The organism is Streptomyces sp. JK94 (assembly GCF_053613315.1).
This window is the reverse complement of the sequence record NZ_JBSICH010000025.1, coordinates 76,893-101,521: the sequence shown is the minus strand read 5'-3', so window position 1 is coordinate 101,521 and position 24,629 is coordinate 76,893. Positions and strand designations below refer to the sequence as shown.

Here is a 24,629-nt window from a genome sequence, read left to right as displayed (position 1 = left end):
CGGTGCCGTCGCGAGCAGTGATCGTGGGCAGTGAGTGAACGCTTGACGGAACACCACTCGCTCGCGGCCCACGGCTACGAGTCCCCGGGGCTCAACCGGTCAGGGGTGCCGAAACGCGTGAGCATGTGGCGCGTTGGTGTCCTCGGTGCGCTCGGATGAGCGTACCGAGGACGGACGGGGTCACAGTGTTCACGTTTTTCGGAGGTACCAAGCCCCCGCGGCTCAGTGGCGGGGCCTCGGGCTAGGACGGAAGACGCCGGTCCACCCACCTCCAGGACAGCTCCAGCACCGCCGCCGCCCCCGCCGCGATGCCGACGGCGGCCCACGGCATGGTGACGCCCACCAGCTTCAGCGCGAAGAAGTCCTGGAGCCAGGGCACCGCCAGCACCAGCAGGAAGCCCGCGCCCATCGCCGCCACCAGCACCACCCGCCACCAGGTGTAGGGGCGGGCGATGATCGCCAGCACCCACATCGAGACCAGGAACAGCGTCAGCGTCGCCGCGCTCGTCTCCGCGTCCAGGGCCCCCGGGCCGGAGTAGTGCTGCCGGGCGACGAGGTACGTCGTGAAGGTCGCCGCCGCCGCGACCGCCCCGCCCGGCACCGCGTACCGCATCACGCGCCGTACGAAGTGGGGCCTGGCCCGTTCCTTGTTCGGGGCGAGGGCCAGGAAGAAGGCCGGGACGCCGATGGTGAGCGTGGAGAGCAGGGTGAGGTGCCGGGGCAGGAACGGGTACTCGACCCGGGAGCAGACCACCAGGACCGCCAGCAGCACCGAGTACACGGTCTTCACCAGGAACAGGGTCGCGACCCGGGTGATGTTGCCGATGACCCGGCGGCCCTCGGCCACCACCGACGGCAGCGTCGCGAAGCTGTTGTCGAGCAGCACGATCTGTGCGACCGCCCGGGTGGCCTCCGAGCCCGAGCCCATCGCCACACCGATGTCGGCGTCCTTCAGCGCCAGGACGTCGTTCACGCCGTCGCCGGTCATCGCGACCGTGTGGCCGCGCGACTGCAGGGCCCCCACCATGTCCCGCTTCTGCTGCGGGGTGACCCGCCCGAACACCGTCCCCTCGTCGAGCGCCCCGGCCATCTCCTCCCGCCCGGCGGGCAGCCGGCGCGCGTCGACGGTGGCGCCGGACAGCCCCAGCTTGGCGGCCACCGCCCCGACCGACACCGCGTTGTCGCCGGAGATGACCTTGGCGCGGACGTTCTGGTCGGCGAAGTAGCGCAGGGTGTCGCCCGCGTCCGGGCGCAGCCGCTGCTCCAGGACGACCAGGGCGGTGGGCGTGACGCCCTCGGCCACCGCCGGGTCGTCCAGCTCGCCGGTGGCGCGGGCGAGCAGCAGCACCCGCAGGCCCTGTTCGTTGAGCCGCACGGTTTCGGCGAGGGCGGGGTCGTCCTCGGGCACCAGCACGTCGGGCGCGCCCAGCAGCCACGTACGGGAGGTCCCGTCGCCCTCGGCGAGAGTGGCGCCGCTGTACTTGCGGGCGGAGGAGAACGGCAGTGACTCCGTGCACCGCCAGTCCCCGGCGAGCCCGGCGGCCGGGTAGGTGTCGATGATCGCCTGCAGGGACGCGTTCGGGCGCGGGTCGCAGGCGCCGAGGGCGGCGAGCACCGTGCGGACGTACGTCTCGTCGGCGCCGCCGAGTGTGCGCAGCCCGGCGACGTCCATGCCGCCCTCGGTGAGGGTGCCGGTCTTGTCCAGGCAGACGGTGTCGACGCGGGCCAGACCCTCGATGGCGGGCAGCTCCTGGACGAGGCACTGCTTGCGGCCGAGGCGGACGACGCCGATCGCGAAGGCGACGGAGGTGAGCAGCACCAGGCCCTCCGGGACCATCGGCACGATGCCGCCGACCGTCCGCGCGATCGAGTCGTCCAGCTCGTTGTCCTTGGCGAGCAGCTGGCTGAGGATCAGGCCGAGCGCGGTCGGGACCATCATCCAGGTGACGTACTTCAGGATCGTGGAGATGCCGGAGCGCAGCTCGGACTGGACCAGGGTGAAGCGGGAGGCCTCCTCCGCGAGCTGCGCGGCGTACGCCTCGCGCCCCACCTTCGTCGCCTGGAACGCGCCGCCGCCCGCGACCACGAAACTGCCGGACATCACCTGGTCCCCCGGCCGTTTGACGACCGGGTCGGCCTCGCCGGTCAGCAGCGATTCGTCGATCTCCAGCCCGTCCGCCTCGACGCACACCCCGTCGACGACGACCTTGTCGCCGGGGCCGATCTCGACGACGTCGTCCAGCACGATCCCGGAGGTGCTGATCCCGACGGCCTCCCCGTCCCGCCGCACGGTCGGCCGGACCTCGCCGATCAGGGCCAGGGAGTCCAGGGTCTTCTTCGCCCGCCACTCCTGGACGATGCCGATGCCGGTGTTGGCCAGGATCACGAAGCCGAACAGGCTGTCCTGGATCGGCGCGACGATCAGCATGACCACCCAGAGCACGCCGATGATGGCGTTGAACCGGGTGAAGACGTTGGCGCGGACGATCTCGGTCATCGAGCGGCTGCTGCGCACCGGCACGTCGTTGACCTGACCGCGCGCCACCCGTTCGGCGACGCCGGCCGTCGTCAGTCCGGCGGCCGGGGAGGGGGAGCGAACGGGGTGCGCCGGATCGAGTCGGTCGCCCGCGTCGAGATGCGTCATGCAAGCGACGGTACGTGCGGTCCCCGGGCGCCACCCGCCGAACACGGGGAAGTTCCGACCAGGGGAGGAGAGGCCCCCCGCCGGGTGCTGCCGTGGTACTACGAGCCCCGCACCACGGCCCGACGACGCCGTGCGCCGGGACCGCCCGTCCGCCGAGATCGCGCCGGTACGTCGGGCCGGGGTGCCCGTCGAGCCACGTCGCGCGGTGGGGACGAACCCGGCGCGGGCCCGCACGGGCCGCGGCCGCTCGGTCGAGGGCGGTCGAGGGTGGGCGCCGCCCGCCGTGCGGTCAGCCCGTACGCGCGGGGGCGAGTCCGCACATCTCCCGCACCGTCCGCCTGGCCGGGCCCCGCTCGGCGGCCCGCTCGGCGACGCCCTGCCCGAGTCGGGTGAAGACGTCCTCACCCCGGCCGGGCAGGGCCGGGCGCGTCAAGGACCCGGGCGCCGGCCGGTCAGGCCGCGTCCCGTGCGGCCCGCTTGAGCGCGGCGTCACGCCTGCGCACGTACCAGATGCCGATCAGTCCGAGTCCCGCCCCGGCCAGGCAGGTCCACACCCACCACGTGTGGCCGTGGTCGTCGAACCAGCCGTAGAAGGGGAGCTGCGCGAGGAAGAGGACGAACCACAGGACGGTGCCGCCGACGACGGTCGGGACCACGGGGCCCTCCAGGGGCTCCGGCGCCTCGTGCGTGGGTGTCCACTTCTTCATGCGTACAGCTTACGAGCAGGATCCCGGACGGGTGACGGCACCGCCCACCCGTGTCTACGCGCGGAGATAGCGCTCCGCGCCTCATACGTTCATACTGAACCCGTTTGTTTCTGACCGTTTTCATTCGTAGGAAACACCAATAAGGCCGTGGGGGAACCTGTTGGTGATGAGGTCCTCGCATGCCCACCTCGGCCTCCGCCAAGGTCCCCCCGTCCCCCGAGTCGCCCGAAGACCGGCGACCCCCGCAACACGCCCTCGACCGCTACTTCAGGATCTCCGAGCGCGGCAGCACGCTGTCCCGTGAGATCCGGGGCGGCCTCGCCACCTTCTTCGCGATGGCCTACATCATCGTGCTGAACCCGATCATCCTGGGCAGCGCGAAGGACATGTACGGCCACCAGCTCGACAACGGTCAGCTGGTCACCGCGACCGCGCTGACGGCGGCGTTCACCACGCTGCTGATGGGCGTCGTCGGCAACGTCCCGATCGCGCTGGCCGCCGGCCTCGGCGTGAACTCCGTCGTCGCGCTCCAGCTCGCCCCGCGGATGTCCTGGCCGGACGCCATGGGCATGGTCGTGCTCGCCGGTTTCATCGTCATGCTGCTGGTCGCCACCGGCCTGCGCGAGCGGGTGATGAACGCCGTGCCCTACGGCCTGCGCAAGGCCATCGCCATCGGTATCGGCCTGTTCATCATGCTGATCGGCCTGGTCGACTCCGGGTTCGTGACCCGGATGCCGGACGCCGCCCAGACCACCGTCCCGCTCCAGCTGGGCACCGGCGGCCACCTGCTCGGCTGGCCGGTGCTGGTCTTCGCCCTCGGCGTGCTGCTCACCCTCGCGCTGATCGTCCGCAGGACCCCCGGCGCGATCCTGATCTCCATCGTCGTGATGACCGTCGTCGCGGTGATCATCAACGCCGTCGCCGACATCCCCTCCTGGGGCCTGACCACTCCGGAGTGGCCCGGCAACCCCGTCTCCACCCCCGACTTCGGCCTGGTCGGCGAGGTCAGCCTGTTCGGCGGGTTCGAGAAGGTCGGCCTCCTCACCGGCGTGCTGTTCGTTTTCACCGTCCTGCTCTCGTGCTTCTTCGACGCGATGGGCACGATCATGGCCGTCAGCGACGAGGCGAAGCTGACCGACGGCGAGGGCCAGATGCCGGGCATCAACAAGGTCCTGTTCGTCGACGGCATCGCGGTCGCCGCGGGCGGCGCCAGTTCCGCGTCGGCGACGACCTGCTTCGTGGAGTCCACGGCCGGTGTCGGCGAGGGTGCGCGCACCGGCTTCGCGAACATCGTCAGCGGTGCGCTGTTCGCCGTGGCCCTGTTCCTCACGCCGGTCGCCACGATGGTGCCGTCCCAGGCGGCCACCCCGGCCCTGGTCGCGGTCGGCTTCCTGATCCTGGCCGGCTCGATCAGGGAGATCGACTGGAGCGACTTCACGATCGCCGTCCCGGCTTTCGTGACGATGCTGATGATGCCGTTCAGCTACTCGATCACCAACGGCATCGGCATGGGCTTCATCACCTTCTCGGTGCTGCGCCTGGCGGCCGGGCGGGGCCGGGAGGTCCCGGTCACCATGTACGCGGTGTCCGCGGTCTTCGCCTTCTACTACCTGATGCCGGCCCTGGGGCTCACCTGACCGGCGGGGCTCACCTGACCGGCGGGGCTCACCCGACCGGCGGGGCTCAGGTGACCCCGTAGAACCGTTCCGTCTCCTCCACGGCGGACTGGAACCGCTCGTCGAAGTCATCCCGGATGAGCGTCCGGACGACATGGTCCCGGACGCTCATTCCTCTTTTCGCCGCATGGTGCCGGAGCCGGTCGAGCAGCTCCCCGTCCATCCGCAGGCCGAGCACGCTGGTCCCCCTGCGCAAGAGGGTCGCCCCCGCCGGCCGGGTGACGCCCCGATTTCCGGAAACAGCTCACTCGTACGGGTGAAGCACGGGTTTCAGTGGCGGGCGTCACGGGCACGCGGGCGGATGAACGGTGGTATTTCGCGAGCCTAATGAGTTACGCTAAGGAACATGCCGGACCTCAAGCATGGCGACGACGCCGCCGCCGTGAACTCCCTGCGCTCCGCCGTGATGCGGCTCTCCCGTCGGCTCAAGCACCAGCGGGTCGACGAGTCACTCAGCCCCACCGAGATGTCGGTGCTCGGCACCCTGTCCAACTGCGGCAGCGCGACCCCGGGCGAACTCGCCCGCAAGGAACACGTCCAGCCGCCCTCGATGACCCGCATCGTGGCGCTCCTGGAGGCCAAGGGACTGGTCCGGCTGGAGCCGCATCCGGAGGACCGGCGCCAGAAGGTCGTGACGCAGACCGAGCAGGCCGTGGTCATGCTCGAGGAGAGCCGCCGCAAGCGGAACGCGTTCCTGGCCACCCTGGTCGAGGGACTCGGCGAGGACGAGTGGGCGAAACTGCGCGCCGCCGCCCCCGTGCTGGAGAAGCTCGCACACCTGTAAACGGCGTACACGAGGAGGCGAACCTTTTGAGTACGGGACCCGGAGCAGCTTCCGCCCCCGCACCTGACGGCCACGACGACCCGACCACCCCCGACGCCGCCGGCGGGGCGTCGATGTTCGCCTCCCTCAGGGTCAGGAACTACCGCCTCTTCTTCCTGGGCCAGGTCGTCTCCAACATCGGCACCTGGATGCAGCGCATCGCCCAGGACTGGCTGGTGCTCAGCCTCACCGGCTCCTCCGCCGCCGTCGGTATCACCACGGCCCTGCAGTTCCTGCCGATGCTCCTGTTCGGCCTCTACGGCGGCGTCCTCGTCGACCGCCTGCGCAAGCGGCCCACGCTGCTGGTCACCCAGTCCGCGATGGCCCTGACCGCCCTCTTCCTCGCCGTCCTCACCCTGACCGGCCACGTCCAGGTCTGGCACGTCTACGTCGCCGCCCTCGCCATGGGCCTGGCCACCGTCGTCGACAACCCCGCCCGCCAGTCCTTCGTCTCCGAGCTGGTCGGCCGGGACCAGCTGCAGAACGCGGTCAGTCTGAACTCGGCCAACTTCCAGTCCGCGCGACTGGTCGGCCCCGCCGTCGCCGGCCTGATGATCACCGGCGTGGGCACCGGCTGGGCGTTCCTCGCCAACGGCCTGTCCTTCGTCGCCCCGCTGAGCTGCCTGCTGCTGATGCGCGCCCGTGAACTGCACGCCGTCCAGCGCGCCCCGCGCGGCAAGGGCCAGCTGCGCGAGGGCCTGCACTACGTCGCCGGTCGCCCCGAGCTGATCTCGACCATCGTGCTGGTCGGCTTCATCGGCACCTTCGGCTTCAACTTCCCGGTGTTCCTGTCCGCCTTCGCCGACGACGTCTTCGACGCGGGCGCCGGCGCCTACAGCCTCTTCAACACCCTCATGGCCCTCGGCTCGCTCGCCGGCGCCCTGCTCGCCGCCCGGCGCGGCACGGCCCGGCTGCGCGTGCTGATCGCGGCGGCGCTCGCCTTCGGCGCCCTGGAGATCGTGGCGGCGGCGGCGCCCGCGCTGTGGCTGTTCGCGCTGCTCATGGTCCCGATAGGCGTCTTCAGCATGACCGTCAACGTCACCGCCAACACCCGCATCCAGATGTCCACCGACCCGGCCATGCGGGGCCGCGTCATGGCCCTGTACATGATGGTCTTCCTCGGTGGTTCCCCGGTCGGCGCCCCGGTCGTCGGCTGGGTCACCGACACCTACGGCGCCCGGGTCGGCTTCGCCGCGGGCGGCGCCGTGGCCACCGTCGCCGCGGTCGTCGTCGGCCTGGTCCTGGCCCGCGTCGGCAACCTGCGCCTCTCGGTCGGCTGGCACCGGGGCCACCCGCAGGTGCGCTTCGTGCCGCGGGAGCGGGAGGAACTGGCACCGGCGGCGTAGCCGGCCCCCGCCCCCGGGGGCGGCCCCGTCCAGCCCGACGCCCTCGCCGCAGCCGCAGCCGCAGCCGAAGCCGCAGCCCGAGCGGATGCCGCAGCCCGAGCCGCAGCCGAAGCCGGCGGCACCGTGACGCGCACGGTGACCAGGACACGCGCGGACGCACAGGTGTCCCCCGGGCAGACTGGCGGACATGAGACTGTTCGCCGCCGTACTGCCCCCGCAGGACGTCACCGCCGCCCTCGCCGCCGAGGTGGCCGCGCTGAGGAAGCTGCCCGGTGCGGACGGGCTGCGCTGGACCGGCCGCCCCGGCTGGCACTTCACCCTGGCCTTCTACGGCGAGACCGGCGACGACGCCGTACCGGACCTGTCGGCCCGCCTGGAGCGGGCGGCCCACCGCACCGCCCCCTTCGGGCTGGCGCTGCGCGGCGGCGGCCAGTTCGGGCACGGGCGGGTTCTCTGGGCGGGCGCGGAGGGTGATCTCGCGGCCCTGCGGCTGCTCGCCGGCCGCACGGAGTCGGCGGCACGCATGGCGGGCGTCCCGATGGGGGCGCGCCACCGCCACACGCCCCACCTGACGGTGGCCCGCAGCCGCGAGGCGTTCGACGTACGCCCCTTCCTCGAGGCGCTGGACGGCTTCAGGGGCCGGGCGTGGACCGTGACCGACCTGGCCCTGGTGCGCAGCAACCCGCCGGGGTCCGGGGTGCCGGGCGAGCGGCCCCGTTACGAGGCGGTCGGCCGCTGGCCGCTCGGCGCGGCCGGTTAGGCTCGGGTACGTGGACCCGAAGACCCGGAACCGGATCATGGCCGGTGTGCTCGTAGTGATGCTCGTGGTGGTGGCGGTGGCGGCGGCCCTCGGCTGAGCCGTGGGCCACCGCCCCCTCACCGCGCTACCAGGCGAACGCCTTTGGAGAGGGGCCCGGCCCCGGGAAGATCCCGTCCAGGCCGCCCAGCGGCTCGTCCGGCAGCTCCAGCTCCACGGCCCGCAGCGCCGACGCCGGCTGCTCGGCGGTGCGCGGCCCCACGATCGGGCCGGTCACGCCGGGCCGGGTCAGCAGCCACGCCGTCGCGGCCTCGCCGGGCTCGACGCCGTGCCGGTCGAGCAGGTCCTCGTACGCCTGGATCTGCGCCCGCTTCGCGGGGTCGGCCAGGGTGTCGGCCGCCTGCCAGATCTCGTCGAAGCCGGTGGCGCGGTCGATGTGGTGGAACTGGTAGAGGTCGATGCGGTCCGTCCGCAGCCGCTTCAGGCTGGCGTCGACCGCCCGCCGGATGTTCACGTGGGGTGTGTACTCAGTAGGCGGTTGATGCTGATTCACGATGGCGTTTCGGCCGGCTTTGTCGCATGCGTCGTCAACCTGCGCGGCCTGAAACGCCTGGAAGTTCCGCGTCGGCGGAACACTTCTGCCCCATCGCTCAACCAGACGGAATCCGGCGCCTGCAAGTAGATCAAACGGACATGCGGACCGGTGCCCGGAAGGCCGTGAAGAGGCACGTAAGGCGCACATCGGCCGAAGGTTGCTAGCCGTGAGGACGGCTTGACGCCATGATGCACCCCTGAACGCCCGCTCATCGAGAAGCGCACCCGCGTCGGTCTGTACGCAGCCAAGGCGCGGGGGGCGTACCGGCGGACGGCCGCCCGTCGTGAACGAGGACGTGCTGACCGTGGCCCGCGCGAGGAAGGCCAAGGGAGGAAGTGTCAGCGCCGTCGCCGGGGCTCCGGGCGTCTCCCGGGCCACGCTGTACCGCCACCTCGCAGACGACTCCTGACGGCGGCACCTGATGTCCTTGCCTGGAGCGGGCTCGAAGCAGTTGGCTTGTGGTCCATGGAGTACACGCACCTCGGACGCACGGGACTCAAGGTCAGCCGACTCGTCCTCGGCACCATGAACTTCGGTCCGCAGACGGACGAATCAACCAGCCACGGCATCATGGACGCCGCTCTCGACGCGGGTCTGAACTTCGTAGACACGGCCAACGTCTATGGGTGGGGCGAGAACAAGGGCCGCACCGAGGAGATCATCGGTACTTGGTTCGCCCAGGGGGGCGGGCGGCGCGACAGGACGGTCCTCGCCACCAAGGTGTACGGGAACATGGCGGGCGACGGGGACGTCTGGCCCAACCACGACAAGCTGTCCGCGGTGAACATCCGCCGTGCCGTCGACGCCTCCCTCAAGCGGTTGCAGACCGACTACATCGACCTCTACCAGTTCCATCACGTCGACCGGTCGACGCCGTTCGAAGAGATCTGGCAGGCGATCGACGTCCTGGTCCAGCAGGGCAAGATCCTCTACGCGGGGTCGTCCAACTTCCCCGGCTACAAGATCGCCCAGGCGAACGAGGCCGCAGCGCGGCGCGGATCGTACGGCCTGGTCAGCGAGCAGTGCCTCTACAACCTCGCTGAGCGCCGCGCCGAGATGGAGGTCGTCCCGGCCGCGCGGGACTACGGCCTCGGCGTCATCCCCTGGTCGCCGCTGCACGGCGGGCTGCTCGGCGGCGTCCTCAAGAAGGAGGCCACGCAGGGGCGCCGGGCGAGCGGCCGTGCTGCCGACGCGCTCAAGGACGCCAAGACACGCGAGCAGATCCAGGCGTACGAGAACCTCCTCGACAAGCACGGCCTGGAGCCCGGTGAAGCGGCGCTCGCCTGGCTGCTGACTCGCCCCGGCGTCACCGGCCCCATCGTCGGCCCCCGCACGCAGGAGCAGCTGGACTCGGCGCTGCGTGCCCTGGAGCTGGAGCTGAGCGAGGAGCTGCTGACGTCTCTGGATGAGATCTTCCCCGGTCCCGGACCGTCTCCCGAAGCCTTCGCATGGTGAGGTAGCGGGACCCTGGCAAGGGGCCGTCGCCTTCTGCTCGCCTTTCGGAGCGAGTTGGAGGCGGCGGCTTCGTCGTTTCCACGCGGGGTCCACCGGAGCGGAGAGCTTCGGTGGCGTGCGCTGCAGGCAAGCGGGTGCGCCCGGGGCGGGGGGAGTCTCGTGGCCGAGGTGGGGTCCGGCGCCCGTGACGTCCCGGTGCGGGCGGTACAAGCCGTTCAGGGGGCGCCGGCGTAGGGCCCGCCCAGCCCCCACCCCTCGTCCATCGCCCGTGCGAACGCGCCCGCGATGAGGTGCTCGCCGCTTGCGCCGGGATGCGTGCCGTCGTAGGTGTCCACGTGGAAGTCGTACGACGCCGGCGGAGGCACGAGCAGCAGCGAGGAGCCCGGCTCGTCGAGGTCGGAGACCGTCTTGGCGAGGAGTTCGTTGAAGCGGTGCACCTGCTCGGCGAAGGTCTCGTCGGCGTCCACCCGTATGTTGTGCAGCACCGGCATCACGGCCATGCGCACGTGCGGGTTCGCCGAGCGCGCCCCGGCCACGAAGGCGCGGACGTTGCCGGCGGTCTGCTCCGCGTTCGTGTAGAAGCCGAGGTCGATCAGGCCGAGCGAGACCAGGAGCACGTCCGCGCGGCAGGACCGGACCGTCTCGCCGATCAGCGGGGTCATGTGGTGCCAGCCCTCGCCCCAGCCGGCCAGGTGGGCGCGGGGGAAGCCGGGGTCGGCGTAGGCGTGGGACGTGGGGGCGTCCGTCGACGGGTCGTGCAGCGTCTCGCGCGGACCCACGAACGTGAAGGGGCGGCCGCAGGAGTCGCGCAGGTGCTGCCACAACCGGTACCGCCAGGTGTGTTCGCCGGCGCTCCCGATCGTCATCGAGTCACCGACGCACATCAACCTGAGCATCCGCTCATCATGGACGATCGGTCCGGCGGACGCGATGTGAGCCCGACCACGCAGGGTGACGGCCGACGTGAACGCCCGCCGGGGATGGCAGGCTTGGCGCATGCGCCGCTCTCTCGCCGTCCTCGCCCCTGCCCTCCTCGTGGGCGCGTTCGCCGTGCCCGCCTCCGCCGCCGGGGACGACGGGAGCGACGGCTTCACGATCAAGGACCCGCGCATCACGGAGTCCAGCGGCCTCGCCGCCTCCCGCCTCCACCCCGGCGTCTACTGGACGCACAACGACCAGGACGACGGGCCCTACCTCTACGCCGTGGACGGTGCCACCGGTGAGACCGTCGCGCGCGTCGCCCTCTCCGGCGTGGGCACGCCGCGCGACGTCGAGGCGATCTCCATCGGACCGGGCGACAGGATCTTCGTCGGCGACATCGGCGACAACCTCGGCGGTACCTGGCCGTACGTGTGGATCTACGAGCTGCCGGAGCCGACGGAGCTGAAGGACCAGACGGTCCAGGCGACGCAGTACGTCGTGAAGTACGCGGACGGCGCCCGTGACGCCGAGTCGATGGCCGTCCACCCGAAGACCGGGCGGGTCTACCTCATCGACAAGAACGAGGACGGCGGGCACCTCTACGAGGGCCCCGAGACGCTCTCCGCCTCCGGCACCAACGTCTTCCGGCCCACCGTCCCCGTCGGCCTCTGGGCCACCGACGCCGCCTTCTCCCCGGACGGCGAGCGGCTCGCCGTGCGCGGGTACCTCGGGGGCGTCTGGTACGACTGGAACGACGGGAGGATCCAGCGCAAGGGCCGGATCAGCGTGCCGCTGGGGCAGGGGGAGTCCGTCACCTACACCACCGACGGGGAGAAGCTGCTGCTCGGCATGGAGGGCACCCGGAGCCCGGTGCGGGCCGAGGACGCGCCCGGGGGCGGTGGGGGCGGGGGTTCCTCGCCGGGAGGGGAGGCCGCCTCCGGCGAGGAGGGCTCCGGCGGAGGCACGCTGAAGGTCGGGGCGCTCGGTCTGGTCGTCGCCTGCGCGGCGCTGTTCGGGCTACGACGGCTGTTCCGCCGCCGCTGACCCGCCCGCCGCGCGCCGGGCACGATGATCTCCAGCATCCTCGTCGCGCCGCAGCTCAGGCCGGACTGGCTGGGCCGGCGGGGCTGGAGTGGCCGCCTGGAACCCCGTCTCGTCCACGGCGGCGGTCGCCCGCGAGCTGTTCGGCACGCCGGTCGGCGGCGCGACTCGCGGGTTGAGCGGTACGCGCTGCTGATGGCGTGCGCGTGGCCGGTGGTGCCGGCGGCGGTCTTCCCGCCGCCGGCGGTGCGACGCTTCCAGCGGCTCGGCCGGCAGGGGCGGGGAGCGGATGAGGGGCGCCCGGCGAGTGCCGGGCGCCCCTCGTCCTGCCGCGCGGCGACCGCTAAAGCTTCTCGATCACGTAGTCGACGCACCGGGTCAGCGCCTCGACGTCCGCCGGGTCGATCGCCGGGAACATGGCGACGCGCAGCTGGTTGCGGCCGAGCTTGCGATAGGGCTCGGTGTCGACGATGCCGTTGGCGCGCAGCACCTTGGCGACGGCGGCGGCGTCGACCTCGTCCGTGAAGTCGATCGTGCCGATGACCTGCGAGCGCTTGGCCGGGTCGGTGACGAACGGGTTGGCGTACTTGGCCTCCTCCGCCCAGGCGTACAGGCGGGACGAGGAGTCCTTGGTGCGGCCGGTGGCGAAGTCCAGGCCGCCCTGGCCGTTCATCCACTCCAGCTGCACGTTGAGGAGGAACAGGGTGGCCAGGGCCGGGGTGTTGTACGTCTGGTTCTTGCGGGAGTTGTCGATCGCCGTCGGCAGCGAGAAGAACTCGGGGACGTGCCGGCCGCTCGCGTGGACGCGCTCGGCGCGCTCGATCGCGGCGGGGGAGAAGACGCCGATCCACAGGCCGCCGTCGGAGGCGAAGGACTTCTGCGGGGCGAAGTAGTAGACGTCGGTCTCGGCGATGTCCACGGGCAGGCCGCCGGCGCCGGAGGTCGCGTCGACCAGCACGAGGGAGCCCTCGTCGGCCCCGGTGACCCGCTTGACGGGCATGGCGACGCCGGTCGAGGTCTCGTTGTGCGTGAGGGCGTACACGTCCACGCCGGCCTCGGCCCGCGCCTCGGGGTGCGTGCCCGGGTCGCAGGAGACGACCGTCGGCTCGGCCAGCCACGGGGCGAGCTTGGCCGCCTTGGCGAACTTGGAGGAGAACTCGCCGAAGCTCAGGTGCTGCGACTTGTTCTCGATCAGGCCGTGGGTCGCGACGTCCCAGAACGCGGTGGAGCCGCCGTTGCCGAGGATCACCTCGTAGCCGTCGGGGAGCCGGAACAGCTCGCGGATGCCCTCGCGGACCGTGCCGACCAGGTTCTTGACGGGCGCCTGGCGGTGGGAGGTGCCGAGGAGGGACGTACCGGTGGCGGCCAGGGCGTCCAGCGCCTCCACCCGCACCTTGGAGGGGCCCGCGCCGAATCGACCGTCCGCGGGCTTGATGTCAGCAGGAATCTGGATCTCAGCCACGAGCGGGAGCGTATCCCCTCGGCGAAACGCCCCGGGGACATGTCCGTCCGATGAGACGAGATCTCCGCCGTGCGGACCTGTGGCGGACTGCGAGAGCCCATCCTGGACGTATGACCGATCTGGAGGCAGCACTGCGCACGGTCGTCCGGGGCGAGGTCGGGTTCGACGTCACCTCGCGGGCCCTGACGACGATGGACGCGTCCAACTACCGGAGGGTTCCGCTCGGTGTGGTGGCGCCGGCGGACGCCGACGACGTGGCGGCCGTCCTGGAGGTGTGCCGGGCCCACGGGGTGCCGGTGGTGCCGCGGGGCGGGGGGACGTCGATCGCGGGGCAGGCGACCGGCACGGGTGTCGTCCTGGACTTCACCCGGCACATGAACCGGCTGGTCTCCCTCGACCCCGGGGCCCGCACGGCCGTCGTGCAGCCGGGCCTGGTCCTCGACCGCCTCCAGGAGGCCGCCGCCCCGCACGGGCTGCGCTTCGGCCCCGACCCGTCCACGCACAGTCGGTGCACCCTCGGCGGCATGATCGGCAACAACTCCTGCGGCTCCCACTCGGTGGCGTGGGGCACGACGGCCGACAGCGTGCGCGAGCTGACGGTACTCACCGCGCGCGGGCGTCGGCTGCGGCCGGGGCCCGAGTGGGCCGGGGCCCCGGAGGGGCTGCGGGAGCTGGTGGACGGTGGTCTGGCCCGCCTGCGCACGGGTTTTCCCGACCTCCCCCGCCGGATCTCCGGTTACGCGCTGGACGCGCTGCTGCCGGAGCGGGGCGCGGACGTGGCCCGCTCCTTCTGCGGTTCGGAGGGCACGCTGGGCGTGCTGACGGAGGCGGTGGTCCGCCTGGTCGAGGCGCCGCGGGCGCGTGCGCTGGCGGTGCTGGGCTACGCCGACGAGGCCGGGGCGGCGGAGGCGGCGGCCGGGCTGCTGCCGCTCGGGCCGCTGACGGTGGAGGGCATGGCGGTGGACCTCGTGCCGTCCACGCGGGGGCTGCCGCGGGGCGGGGCGTGGCTGTTCGTGGAGACGGGCGGGGGGACGGAGGCGGAGGCCCGTGCGCGTGCGGAGGCGGTCGTGCGGGCGGCGGACGTCGTGGACGCCCTGGTGGTGACCGACCCGGCCGGGCAGCGGGCGCTGTGGCGCATCCGGGAGGACGCGAGCGGCAGGGCGACGCGGATGCCGGACGGCTCGGAGGCGTGGCCGGGCTGGGAGGACTGCGCGGTGCCGCCGGTCCGGCTGGGCGCCTACCTGCGGGAATTCCGGGGCCTGTTGTCCGCCCACGGTCTGCGTGGTACGCCGTACGGGCACTTCGGGGACGGCTGCATCCACGTGCGCATCGACTTCGACCTGCTGACGGGCGCCGGGGTGGCCCGCTTCCGCCGCTTCTCCGAGGACCTGGCCGACCTGGTCGTGGCTCACGGAGGTTCCCTCTCCGGGGAACACGGGGACGGCCAGGCGCGGGCGGAGCTGCTGCCGAGGATGTACGGCGGGGAGACGGTCGCCCTCTTCGAGCGCGCGAAGGCCGTCTGGGACCCGGACGACCTCCTCAACCCGGGGGTGCTGGTCCGCCCGGCCCCCCTGGACACGAACCTCCGCTTCTCGGTCCTGCCGCGTGAGCCGGTGGACGTCGCCTTCGGCTACCCCGCCGACGGCGGTGACTTCTCGGTGGCGGTGCGCCGCTGCGTGGGGGTGGCCAAGTGCCGTACGACGCCGGCGGCGGGCTCCTCGGTCATGTGCCCGTCGTTCCGGGCGACCGGCGAGGAGGAGCACTCCACGCGCGGACGGACCCGCCTGCTGCACGAGATGCTCGCCGGTGAGGTGGTGACGGACGGCTGGCGCTCGGCGGAGGTCCGGGACGCCCTCGACCTGTGCCTGTCCTGCAAGGGCTGCCGCTCGGACTGCCCGGTCGGGGTCGACATGGCCACGTACAAGGCGGAGTTCCTGCACCACCACTACGCGGGCCGCCGCCGTCCCGCCGCCCACTACGCGATGGGGTGGCTGCCGGTGTGGCTGCGCTGGGCGGCGCGGGCCCGTCTGGCCCCGGCCGTCAACGCGCTGGCGTCCGTGCGTCCGTTGGCCGCGGTGGTGAAGCGGCTGGGCGGCATCGCGGGTGAGCGGGAGGTGCCGAGGCTGGCGGGGGAGCCGTTCAGCCGGTGGTGGCGCAGGCGGCGTCCGGGTGCCGGAGGGTCCGGGTCCGGGTCCGGGTCTGGGTCTGGGATCGGGTCCGGGTCTGGGATCGGGTCCGGGTCTGGGTCTGGGTCTGGGATCGGGTCCGGGTCCGGGTCCGGGTCCGGGTCCGGGTTTGGGCCTGGTCCCGGGGCCGGCTCCGGTTACGGCGACCTGGTGGTCCTCTGGCCGGACACCTTCACCGAGCACCTGTCACCGGCTGTCGGCCGGGCGGCCGTACGGGTGCTGGAGGCGGCGGGGCTGCGGGTGGCGTTGCCGCCGACGCTGCGGCTGCGGGGCGGGCGCGTCGGGGACGGTACGACGAGGCCACCGACCGCGCTGCTGACGGCCCGCCGGGGCAGGGTCTGCTGCGGCCTGACGTACGTGTCGACGGGCCAACTGGACCGCGCCCGTGCGGTGATGCGCCGCACGCTGGAGCTGATGACCCCGGTGCTGGAGACCTCGGCGCCGGTCGTCGTCCTGGAACCGAGCTGCGCCGCCGCCCTGCGCACCGACCTGCCGGAGCTGCTGCACGACGACCCGCGGGCGGCTCGCCTCGCCGCCCGCGTGGTGACCTTCGCAGAGGCCCTGGAGCGCCATGCCCCCGGCTGGACGCCGCCCGCCGTGAACCGCCCGGTCACCGGCCAGACCCACTGCCACCAGCACGCGGTCCTGGGCGACGCGGCCGACCGCCGCCTGCGCGAGGCGGCCGGCCTGACCGGCGAGCTGACCGGCGGCTGCTGCGGCCTCGCGGGCAACTTCGGTTTCGAGGACGGCCACTACGCGGTCTCGGCCGCCTGCGCGGAGGACCAGCTGCTCCCGGCGGTGCGCGAGGCACCGGACGGGGCGGTGGTCCTGGCGGACGGCTTCTCCTGCCGGACGCAGCTCGCGCAGTTGGCGGGGGTGCGGGGGCGTCATCTGGCGGAGGTGCTGGCGGAGGGGCTGGGGAGGTCCTGAAAAGCGAGGACAGGACCGCCCCGTGTGTCCTCGATCCGCTCAGTTGAGCCCGTTCGGCCTCCGCCCTCGGCTCTCGGCCACCCGCAGCGCGTCCACGAGGGCTTCGGTGAGGCGCTCGGCGAGGTAGCGGAGTGCGGGGCGCGGGGGAGGAGGCCGTGGGCGTGGGCGAGGAGCTCGGCGCCCATGCCGAGCCGGGTGGCCTCGGTGGTGTCCGCCGGCCGTGAGACGGGGCCGTCGTCGTCGGTGATCAGGTAACAGGGCTTGCCCGCGGGGGTCGGCACCTTCGCCGTTCCGGCGGGATCGCGCCGGGCAGCCGCGCTGCGCCGTGCGTGACTAGGACAGGGCCTGACCTATACGGCTCGTAGCGTGGTCCTCGACCGACGGAGCAGAACACCGGAAGGCGGAGACCATGACCACTCTCGACGCGTCGACCACCCGCGACCTGACCACCGGCGACCGGAACGAGGCCCCGGCCGTCACCGGTGAGCGCGCCGACCTGCTGGAGATGCTGGCCCACCAACGGCACTTCCTGCGTTTCACCACCCGTGACCTCACCGACGAGCAGGCCGGACTGCGGACCACCGCGAGCGAACTCTGCCTGGGCGGCTTGATCAAGCACGTGTCCTCGGTCGAGCGGGGCTGGGCGAACTTCATCGTGGACGGCCCGTCGGCGATGGGAGACTTCACGACCATGACCGAGGCCGACTGGGCCCGGCGGGCCGACGAGTTCCGGATGCTGCCCGGTGAGACGCTGGCCGGGGTCCTGGCCGACTACGCCGAGGCGGCCCGCCGGACCGACGACCTGGTCATCGCGCTGCCCGACCTGGGGGCCACGCAGCCGTTGCCGAAGGCTCCGTGGTTCGAGGCCGACAGTCAGTGGTCGGCCCGCCGGGTGCTGATGCACATCGTCGCCGAGACCGCTCAGCACGCCGGCCACGCCGACATCATCCGCGAGTCCCTGGACGGTGCCAAAAGCATGGGCTGACCGAAGCCGTCCGGTCGTACGGCTGCTGGAGGGCGCCCGGCCGGGTCACCTCAGGAAGCGGTACTTCAGGTGGGTGGCCAGGGGTGTCTCGACGACCCTGACCTGTTCGAGGGCGTTCCGCCCCGGGCGCGGCCCCTCGAAGAGGCGCAGCCCGTCGCCGAGGAGTGCGGGCACCACGTGCAGCTGGAGTTCGTCGATGAGCCCCGCTCCGAGGTACTGCCGCACCGTGCTCGCCCCGCCCGCGATGTCGACGTTCCGGTCCCCGGCGGCGGCCTTCGCCCGCGCCAGTGCACTGTGGATGCCGTCGGTGACGAAGGTGAAGGTGGTACCGCCCTCCTTCACGAGGGCCGGGCGGGGGCGGTGGGTGAGGACGAAGACCGGGGTGCGGAACGGCGGGTTGTCGCCCCAGAACTCCTCGCCCGTGTCGTACATCGTCCGGCCCATGACCACCGCCCCGGTGGCGTCGAACCACTCGCGGATCAGCTCCGAGTCGCGGTTCTCCACCCCGCCGGTCATGCCCTGGCGCTCCCGCCAGCTCGCCAGGGTGTGGATCCAGTCGAAGAGCGGCTCGGCGCCGTCGCCTCCCGGGTTGTCGAGGGAGACGTCCGGGCCGGCGAGACAGCCGTCGAGGGTGATGGCCAGGTCCGCGGTCACGGTGACGGTCATGAGGGGCTCCTCCGGCGGTGGGTGTGCTGCTGCCTTCACCCCTTGCGTCGATCGGGAGCCCGCGCTTTCGACACCGCGCGGGAACACGGTTCAGGGGGTGGTCTCGCCCCGCACCAGCGGACGGCACACCGGCTGGACCTCCTCGGGGAGGTCGTCCGGGCGGCACCAGCGGGCCTCCAGGATCTCGAGCGGGTCGAGGTGCAGCTCGCCGCCCAGGAGCCGGGCCTCGTAGGCCACCTCCAGGCGGGTGCGCAGGCCGCTGTTCAGCATGACCAGGCGGCCCACCTCCACGTCGAGGCCGGTCTCCTCCCGCACCTCGCGGACCACGGTGTGCCGGAAGTCCTCGCCCTTGCGCGCGAAGCCGCTCGGCAGGCCCCACTGCCGCCCCGGCGGCCACATCCGGTGCTTCAGCAGCAGCACGCGTCCCTCGTCGTCGCGCACGACGCCGGTCACGCCGACCACGTACTTCGTGTGCAGCAGCCACATCACACGGCTCTGCACCGGGCGCAGGAGGCGCCACAGGCGGGCAAGGAGTCGTCGTCTCACAGGGCGGACGCTACCTTCTCGGCGGGTGCCGGCTCCTCGGCGGACGGCGTCTCCTCAGTGGACGGCATCTCCCGGCGGACGGCGCCTCCTCGGTGGGCGGGCCCGGGCGGTGAGGCCGGCCGCGGGCGCGCGCGGATCGTCCGCGGGGGCCTGCGGGGCGCCCGAGGAGTGCCTGAAGAGGTCTTCCGGAGCGGTGGCGAGGGCCTGCCGGGGCGTGTCCCGAGTGCTGCGGGGCGCCCCGGGAGCGCCCACGGAGCGGATGTCCGTTGACAGCGGCGTTCCCCGACCACGACAGTTGCATGGCAGGGATATGCGCCTGACTCGGTCCACTGCTGTGGACCGCGCCGTACAGTGCGATGAACTACACCGCCCCTCAGACCGCCCCGGAGCCCCCGTGAGTACCCCCAGCACCACCCCCGGCCCTCCCGCCCCGGCCGCCTCCACGGCGGGCCCCGAGGCGGCGCGGGCCGCCGGCCACGTTTCCCACACCGGCCCCGCACCCGTGCCGGACGGTGCCCGGGCTCCGGGTGGCCGGTGGGGCGGCCTGGGGCCCGTCGGTCTCGTCCTCGCCGGCGGCCTCTCCGTGCAGTTCGGCGCCGCGCTGGCGGTGAGCCTGATGCCCCGGGCCGGTGCGCTCGGCGTGGTGACCCTGCGGCTGTTCGTGGCCGCCGTCGTCCTGCTCCTGATCTGCCGGCCCCGGCTGCGCGGGCACTCCCGGGCCGACTGGGGCACGGTCGTCGTCTTCGGCATCGCCATGGCCGGCATGAACGGCCTCTTCTACCAGGCCGTCGACCGCATCCCCCTCGGCCCCGCCGTCACCCTGGAGGTGCTCGGCCCGCTCGCCCTCTCCGTCTTCGCCTCCCGGCGCGCGGTCAACCTGGTCTGGGCCGCCCTCGCCCTGGCCGGCGTCTTCCTGCTCGGCGGCGGCGGCTTCGGCAGCCTCGACCCGGCCGGTGTCGCCTTCGCGCTGGGGGCGGGCGCCATGTGGGCGGCGTACATCGTGTTCAGCGCACGCACCGGCCGCCGCTTCCCGCAGGCCGACGGGCTGGCCCTCGCCATGGCGGTCGGCGCGGTGCTGTTCCTGCCGCTGGGCGTCGCCGAGGCGGGCGCCGAGCTGATCGACCCGGTGACGCTGGCGCTGGGCGCGGGAGTCGCCCTGCTCTCCTCCGTCCTGCCCTACACCCTCGAACTCCTCGCCCTGCGCCGGATGCCCGCGCCCACCTTCGCCATCCTCATGAGCCTGGAGCCCGCCATCGCCGCCGCGGCCGGCTTCCTCGTCCTCGACCAGGCCCTGACCGCCACCCAGTCCGCCGCCATCGCCCTGGTGATCGCGGCGAGCATGGGGGCGGTGCGGACCCAGATGGGGCGGCGGCGGGCGAAGGCGCTCCCGGACCTGCCCCCGGTCTGATCGCGGGGGCCCGACCGCGAACGCCCCGGCCGCGGTGGGCTTCACCCGCACCGCACAGGGTGCGGACCGGTCAGCTCATCGGGAATCACGGGGCGGGCACCGATGAACCACCCGGCCGAGGTCTTCCAGCCCTTGCGGGACGACGACCCGCGCGCGGTGGGCGGGGCCAACTCCGAGCGGCCTGAGACGAGGACGCCCAAGGAGCCCGGGGCCGTTCCCCGGCCGGGCCCCCGCAACGAGCCCTCCGCCCTTCGCCCAAAATCATGCAAGCATGCTTGATTGTTCTCCCCGCCCCTGCCATGCTCCTCCCCACGCCGCGCCGCACACCGCCGTGCCCGAGGGAGGCGTCCGTGTCCGACCCCACGCCCGTGATCGACGACCTGCGCGAGGAGAGCGAGGAACTCGACGCGCTGGTCGCCCGGCTGAGCCCCGAGCAGTGGCGCCTCGACACCCCGGCGCCCCGCTGGACGATCGCCCACCAGATCGCGCACCTGGCCTGGACCGACCGCGCGGCGCTGCTGGCCGTCACCGACGAGGGCGGTTTCCGCGCCCTGGTCGAGCAGGCCCTCGCCGCGCCCGACCGGTACGTCGACGACGGCGCCGAGGAAGGTGCCCGGCAGACCCCCGCCGGCCTGCTGGCCACCTGGCGGGAAGGGCGCACCGCCCTCGACGGGGCACTGCGCGCGGCGGCCCCCGGCGCCCGCTTCCCCTGGTACGGCCCGCCCATGGCCGCCGCCTCCATGGCCACCGCCCGCCTGATGGAGACCTGGGCCCACGGCCTCGACATCGCCGACGCCCTCGGCGTGACCCGGCCGCCCACCGGGCGGCTGCGGCACATCGCCCGCATCGGCGTCCGCGCCCGGGACTTCGCGCACGCGGCCCACGGACTCACCCCGCCCGCCGAGCCGTTCCGCGTCGAACTCACCGCCCCCGACGGGGACCTGTGGACGTACGGCCCCGAGGACGCGGGACAGCGCGTCACCGGGCCCGCGCTCGACTTCTGCCTCCTCGCCACCCAGCGCGCCCACCGCGCCGACCTCGCCCTCACCGCGAAGGGCCCGGACGCCGACCGCTGGCTGGACATCGCCCAGGCCTTCGCCGGCCCGCCGGGAGCCGGACGCCCGCCGGGAGCCGGACGCCCGCCGGGAGCCGGACGCCCGCCGGGAGCCGGACGCCCGCCCAGGGGGGAGGGCCCGCGATGACGGAGCCGCTCCGCGTCGGCAACGCCTCCGGCTTCTACGGCGACCGCTTCGACGCCATGCGCGAGATGCTCACCGGCGGCCCGCTGGACGTCCTCACCGGCGACTACCTCGCCGAGCTGACCATGCTGATCCTCGGCCGCGACCGGCTGAAGGACCCGGCCGCCGGGTACGCGCGCACCTTCCTGCGCCAGCTGGAGGAGTGCCTCGGCCTCGCCCACGAGCGCGGCGTCAGGATCGTCGCCAACGCCGGGGGACTCAACCCCGCCGGACTCGCCGACGCCGTACGCGCCCTGGCCGGCCGGCTCGGCGTCCCGGTACGGGTCGCGCACGTCGAGGGCGACGACCTCGCCGCCGCCCACCCGGGCGCCCTGGCCGCCCACGCCTACCTCGGCGGCTTCGGCATCACCGCGTGCCTGCGCGCGGGCGCCGACGTCGTCGTCACCGGGCGGGTCACCGACGCCGCCCTGGTCACCGGGCCCGCCGCCGCGCACTTCGGCTGGACGCCGGGCGAGTACGACCGGCTGGCGGGCGCGGTCGTCGCCGGGCACCTGCTGGAGTGCGGGGCGCAGGCGACCGGCGGCAACTACGCGTTCTTCGGCGAGGGGGACGTCCGGCACCCCGGCTTCCCGCTCGCCGAACTGCACGCCGACGGCACCTCGGTCCTCACCAAGCACGACGGCACCGGCGGCTTCGTCGACGTCGGCACGGTGACCGCCCAGCTGCTGTACGAGACGTCCGGCGCCCGGTACGCGGGGCCCGACGTCACCGCCCGGCTGGACACCGTACGGCTCGCCCAGGACGGGCCCGACCGCGTCCGGGTCGAGGGCGTGCGCGGCGAGGCCCCGCCGCCCGCCCTCAAGGTCGGCCTGAACCGCCTCGGCGGCTTCCGGGGCGAGGTCGCCTTCGTGCTCACCGGCCTCGAGATCGAGGCCAAGGCCGCGCTGGTGCGGGCGCAGATGGAACCCGCCCTGCGCAAGGCCGCCGACGTCCGCTGGGACCTCGTGCGCACCGACCGGCCCGACGCCCCGACCGAGGAGACGGCCAGCGCCCTGCTGCGGCTCGTCGTCCGCGACGCAGACCAGCGGGTCGTCGGGCGGGCGCTGAGCGGCGCCGCCGTCGAGCTGGCCCTCGCCAGCTACCCCGGCTTCCATGTACTGGCGCCGCCCGGAAAGGGCGCCCCCTACGGGGTCTTCGAGGACGTGTACGTCCCCCACGGCGCCGTCGGCCACGTGGCCGTCCTCCACGACGGGCGCCGGGTCGCGGTGGCGCCGCCCCAGGACACCGCCGTACTCGACGCCGTACCGGAACCGCCCCTGCCGGAGCCGCTCCCGCCGGGGCCCGTGCGGCGGGCCGCCCTCGGCCGCGTCGCGGGCGCCCGCAGCGGCGACAAGGGCGGCAACGCCAACGTCGGCGTGTGGGCGCGCACCGACGAGGCCTGGCGCTGGCTCGCGCACGAGCTGACCGCCGACCGGTTCCGGGAGCTGATCCCCGAGGCCCGCGGCCTGCCCGTCACCCGGCACGCACTGCCCGGCCTGCGCGCCCTCAACTTCGTCGTCGAGGGCGTCCTCGGCGAGGGCGTCGCGGCCCAGGCCCGTTTCGACCCGCAGGCCAAGGCGCTCGGCGAGTGGCTGCGCGCCCGGCACCTGGACATCCCGGAGGTTCTCCTGTGACGGTCCTGCCCTCGGCCCTGGACCCGGCCGCCCCGGACCACCGGGCCAACCGCGAGGCCATGCTCGCCAAGCTCGCCGACCTCGACGCCGAACACGCCAAGGCGCTGGCGGGCGGCGGTGAGAAGTACGTCGCCCGGCACCGCGGGCGCGGCAAGCTCCTCGCCCGCGAACGCGTCGAACTGCTCCTCGACCCCGACACGCCCTTCCTGGAGCTGTCGCCGCTGGCGGCCTGGGGCAGCGAGTACACCGTGGGCGCCTCCCTGGTCACCGGCATCGGCACCGTCGAGGGCGTCGAGTGCCTGATCACCGCCAACGACCCGACCGTGCGCGGCGGTGCCAGCAACCCCTGGTCGCTGAAGAAGGCCCAGCGCGCCCACGACATCGCGCTCGCCAACCGGCTGCCCTGCGTGAGCCTGGTCGAGTCCGGGGGCGCCGACCTGCCCTCCCAGAAGGAGATCTTCATCCCCGGCGGCGGCATCTTCCGGGACCTCACCCGGCTGTCCGCCGCCGGCATCCCGACGATCGCCGTGGTCTTCGGCAACTCCACGGCGGGCGGCGCGTACATCCCCGGCATGTCCGACCACGTGATCATGGTCAAGGAGCGGGCGAAGGTGTTCCTCGGCGGGCCGCCGCTGGTCAGGATGGCCACCGGCGAGGAGAGCGACGACGAGTCACTCGGCGGCGCCGAGATGCACGCGCGCGTGTCGGGCCTCGCCGACCACTTCGCCGTGGACGAACCGGACGCGCTGCGGCAGGCCCGCCGCGTCGTCGCCCGCCTCAACCACCGCAAGGCGTACGCCGACCCCCCGCTCGCCGAGCCGCCGAAGCACGACCCGGAGGACCTGCTCGGCATCGTCCCCGGCGACCTCAGGGCCCCCTTCGACCCGCGCGAGGTGATCGCCCGCATCGTCGACGCCTCCGACTTCGACGAGTTCAAACCGTTGTACGGGACGAGCCTGGTGACCGGCTGGGCGGCCCTGCACGGCTACCCGGTGGGCATCCTCGCCAACGCCCGGGGGGTCCTCTTCAGCGAGGAGTCGCAGAAGGCCGCCCAGTTCGTCCAGCTCGCCAACCAGCGCGACATCCCGCTCCTCTTCCTCCACAACACCACCGGCTACATGGTCGGCAAGGAGTACGAGCAGGGCGGCATCATCAAGCACGGCGCGATGATGATCAACGCGGTCGGCAACAGCCGCGTGCCCCACCTGTCCGTCCTGCTCGGCGCCTCCTACGGCGCCGGCCACTACGGCATGTGCGGTCGCGCCTACGACCCCCGCTTCCTCTTCGCCTGGCCCAGCGCCAAGTCCGCCGTCATGGGCCCGCAGCAGCTCGCCGGCGTGCTCTCCATCGTGGCCCGCCAGTCCGCCGCGGCGAAGGGACGGCCGTACGACGAGGAGGGCGACGCGGCGCTGCGCGCGATGGTGGAGCAGCAGATCGAAGCCGAGTCGCTGCCGGCGTTCCTGTCCGGGCGGCTCTACGACGACGGCGTCATCGACCCGCGCGACACCCGCACCGTCCTCGGTCTGTGCCTGTCCGCCGTCCACACCGCGCCCTACGAGGGGGCGCGCGGTGGCTTCGGCGTCTTCCGGATGTGAGGGGACCACTGTGA

General features: G+C 73.2%; 22 protein-coding genes and 2 pseudogenes. 14 read left to right on the top strand and 10 right to left on the bottom strand.

Features of this window, described 5'->3' with window-relative positions:
• Positions 1 to 241: 241 nt before the first annotated feature.
• From ACVV2G_RS22415 to ACVV2G_RS22405, 3 genes are all read right to left on the bottom strand, one after another.
• A complete protein-coding gene (locus ACVV2G_RS22415) occupies positions 242 to 2,644 on the bottom strand; it encodes an HAD-IC family P-type ATPase (RefSeq protein WP_453844531.1) in 2,403 nt (800 codons plus the stop codon).
• A 289-nt stretch (positions 2,645 to 2,933) separates the two neighbouring features.
• On the bottom strand, positions 2,934 to 3,077 hold the full coding sequence (locus tag ACVV2G_RS22410) for a hypothetical protein (protein ID WP_453844530.1): 144 nt from the start codon (positions 3,075 to 3,077) through the stop codon (positions 2,934 to 2,936).
• 19 nt (positions 3,078 to 3,096) lie between these two features.
• The gene (locus ACVV2G_RS22405; protein ID WP_453844529.1) at positions 3,097 to 3,351 is read right to left on the bottom strand and encodes a DUF2530 domain-containing protein; all 255 of its coding nucleotides are present in this window, start codon (positions 3,349 to 3,351) and stop codon (positions 3,097 to 3,099) included.
• A 179-nt stretch (positions 3,352 to 3,530) separates the two neighbouring features.
• Here ACVV2G_RS22405 and ACVV2G_RS22400 point away from each other — a divergent pair, with 179 nt between their 5' ends.
• Entirely contained in the window at positions 3,531 to 4,988 is a 1,458-nt protein-coding gene (locus tag ACVV2G_RS22400; RefSeq protein ID WP_453844528.1) for an NCS2 family permease, read from the top strand.
• Positions 4,989 to 5,034: 46 nt separating this feature from the next.
• Here the strand turns inward: ACVV2G_RS22400 and ACVV2G_RS22395 are convergent, their stop codons facing one another.
• The gene (locus ACVV2G_RS22395; protein ID WP_453844527.1) at positions 5,035 to 5,223 is read right to left on the bottom strand and encodes a ribbon-helix-helix protein, CopG family; all 189 of its coding nucleotides are present in this window, start codon (positions 5,221 to 5,223) and stop codon (positions 5,035 to 5,037) included.
• Positions 5,224 to 5,373: 150 nt separating this feature from the next.
• On the opposite strand from ACVV2G_RS22395, the gene ACVV2G_RS22390 reads away from it, so the two are divergent.
• The 3 genes from ACVV2G_RS22390 (at position 5,374) to thpR (ending at position 7,956) form a co-directional block, all read left to right on the top strand.
• Entirely contained in the window at positions 5,374 to 5,811 is a 438-nt protein-coding gene (locus tag ACVV2G_RS22390) for a MarR family winged helix-turn-helix transcriptional regulator (protein WP_453844526.1), read from the top strand.
• Between the two features lie 26 nt (positions 5,812 to 5,837).
• On the top strand, positions 5,838 to 7,196 hold the full coding sequence (locus tag ACVV2G_RS22385; protein ID WP_453844525.1) for an MFS transporter: 1,359 nt from the start codon (positions 5,838 to 5,840) through the stop codon (positions 7,194 to 7,196).
• 187 nt (positions 7,197 to 7,383) lie between these two features.
• The gene (thpR, locus tag ACVV2G_RS22380; protein WP_453844524.1) at positions 7,384 to 7,956 is read left to right on the top strand and encodes an RNA 2',3'-cyclic phosphodiesterase; all 573 of its coding nucleotides are present in this window, start codon (positions 7,384 to 7,386) and stop codon (positions 7,954 to 7,956) included.
• Positions 7,957 to 8,080: 124 nt separating this feature from the next.
• Here thpR and ACVV2G_RS22375 read toward each other — a convergent pair whose 3' ends face one another.
• Complete coding sequence (locus ACVV2G_RS22375) at positions 8,081 to 8,695, bottom strand: aldo/keto reductase (protein ID WP_453844523.1); 615 nt, start codon at positions 8,693 to 8,695, stop codon at positions 8,081 to 8,083.
• A 136-nt stretch (positions 8,696 to 8,831) separates the two neighbouring features.
• Between ACVV2G_RS22375 and ACVV2G_RS22370 the strand changes: the two genes are divergently transcribed.
• The gene (locus ACVV2G_RS22370; protein ID WP_453844522.1) at positions 8,832 to 8,957 is read left to right on the top strand and encodes a helix-turn-helix domain-containing protein; all 126 of its coding nucleotides are present in this window, start codon (positions 8,832 to 8,834) and stop codon (positions 8,955 to 8,957) included.
• Between the two features lie 56 nt (positions 8,958 to 9,013).
• Positions 9,014 to 10,003, top strand: coding sequence for an aldo/keto reductase (locus ACVV2G_RS22365; RefSeq protein ID WP_453844521.1), 990 nt, complete (start codon positions 9,014 to 9,016; stop codon positions 10,001 to 10,003).
• A gap of 215 nt (positions 10,004 to 10,218) precedes the next feature.
• Here the strand turns inward: ACVV2G_RS22365 and ACVV2G_RS22360 are convergent, their stop codons facing one another.
• Positions 10,219 to 10,899: a GDSL-type esterase/lipase family protein gene (locus tag ACVV2G_RS22360; RefSeq protein ID WP_453844520.1), complete on the bottom strand. Its 681-nt coding sequence runs from the start codon at positions 10,897 to 10,899 to the stop codon at positions 10,219 to 10,221.
• Positions 10,900 to 10,999: 100 nt separating this feature from the next.
• Between ACVV2G_RS22360 and ACVV2G_RS22355 the strand changes: the two genes are divergently transcribed.
• On the top strand, positions 11,000 to 11,968 hold the full coding sequence (locus ACVV2G_RS22355) for a YncE family protein (protein ID WP_453844519.1): 969 nt from the start codon (positions 11,000 to 11,002) through the stop codon (positions 11,966 to 11,968).
• Between the two features lie 15 nt (positions 11,969 to 11,983).
• Positions 11,984 to 12,238: pseudogene (locus ACVV2G_RS22350) on the top strand (ABC transporter permease); the annotation flags it as partial.
• 70 nt (positions 12,239 to 12,308) lie between these two features.
• Here ACVV2G_RS22350 and serC read toward each other — a convergent pair.
• Positions 12,309 to 13,427, bottom strand: coding sequence for a phosphoserine transaminase (gene serC / locus ACVV2G_RS22345; protein ID WP_453844518.1), 1,119 nt, complete (start codon positions 13,425 to 13,427; stop codon positions 12,309 to 12,311).
• Between the two features lie 110 nt (positions 13,428 to 13,537).
• Between serC and ACVV2G_RS22340 the strand changes: the two genes are divergently transcribed.
• Positions 13,538 to 16,543, top strand: coding sequence for an FAD-binding and (Fe-S)-binding domain-containing protein (locus ACVV2G_RS22340; RefSeq protein WP_453844517.1), 3,006 nt, complete (start codon positions 13,538 to 13,540; stop codon positions 16,541 to 16,543).
• Positions 16,544 to 16,582: 39 nt separating this feature from the next.
• On the opposite strand, the pseudogene ACVV2G_RS22335 reads toward ACVV2G_RS22340, so the two are convergent.
• Positions 16,583 to 16,824 (bottom strand): annotated as a pseudogene (locus ACVV2G_RS22335) (hypothetical protein).
• Between the two features lie 128 nt (positions 16,825 to 16,952).
• Here ACVV2G_RS22335 and ACVV2G_RS22330 point away from each other — a divergent pair.
• On the top strand, positions 16,953 to 17,528 hold the full coding sequence (locus tag ACVV2G_RS22330; RefSeq protein WP_453844516.1) for a DinB family protein: 576 nt from the start codon (positions 16,953 to 16,955) through the stop codon (positions 17,526 to 17,528).
• 45 nt (positions 17,529 to 17,573) lie between these two features.
• Here ACVV2G_RS22330 and ACVV2G_RS22325 read toward each other — a convergent pair whose 3' ends face one another.
• Entirely contained in the window at positions 17,574 to 18,194 is a 621-nt protein-coding gene (locus ACVV2G_RS22325) for a dihydrofolate reductase family protein (protein WP_453844515.1), read from the bottom strand.
• A 90-nt stretch (positions 18,195 to 18,284) separates the two neighbouring features.
• A complete protein-coding gene (locus ACVV2G_RS22320) occupies positions 18,285 to 18,680 on the bottom strand; it encodes an NUDIX hydrolase (RefSeq protein ID WP_453844605.1) in 396 nt (131 codons plus the stop codon).
• A 454-nt stretch (positions 18,681 to 19,134) separates the two neighbouring features.
• Here ACVV2G_RS22320 and ACVV2G_RS22315 point away from each other — a divergent pair, with 454 nt between their 5' ends.
• From ACVV2G_RS22315 to ACVV2G_RS22300, 4 genes are all read left to right on the top strand, one after another.
• Positions 19,135 to 20,148: an EamA family transporter gene (locus ACVV2G_RS22315; protein ID WP_453844514.1), complete on the top strand. Its 1,014-nt coding sequence runs from the start codon at positions 19,135 to 19,137 to the stop codon at positions 20,146 to 20,148.
• Positions 20,149 to 20,498: 350 nt separating this feature from the next.
• Entirely contained in the window at positions 20,499 to 21,350 is an 852-nt protein-coding gene (locus ACVV2G_RS22310; RefSeq protein ID WP_453844513.1) for a TIGR03084 family metal-binding protein, read from the top strand.
• On the top strand, positions 21,347 to 23,020 hold the full coding sequence (locus ACVV2G_RS22305) for an acyclic terpene utilization AtuA family protein (protein WP_453844512.1): 1,674 nt from the start codon (positions 21,347 to 21,349) through the stop codon (positions 23,018 to 23,020). The genes ACVV2G_RS22310 and ACVV2G_RS22305 overlap by 4 nt, the downstream gene beginning before the upstream one ends.
• On the top strand, positions 23,017 to 24,615 hold the full coding sequence (locus ACVV2G_RS22300) for an acyl-CoA carboxylase subunit beta (protein ID WP_453844511.1): 1,599 nt from the start codon (positions 23,017 to 23,019) through the stop codon (positions 24,613 to 24,615). The genes ACVV2G_RS22305 and ACVV2G_RS22300 overlap by 4 nt, the downstream gene beginning before the upstream one ends.
• Positions 24,616 to 24,629: the final 14 nt, after the last annotated feature.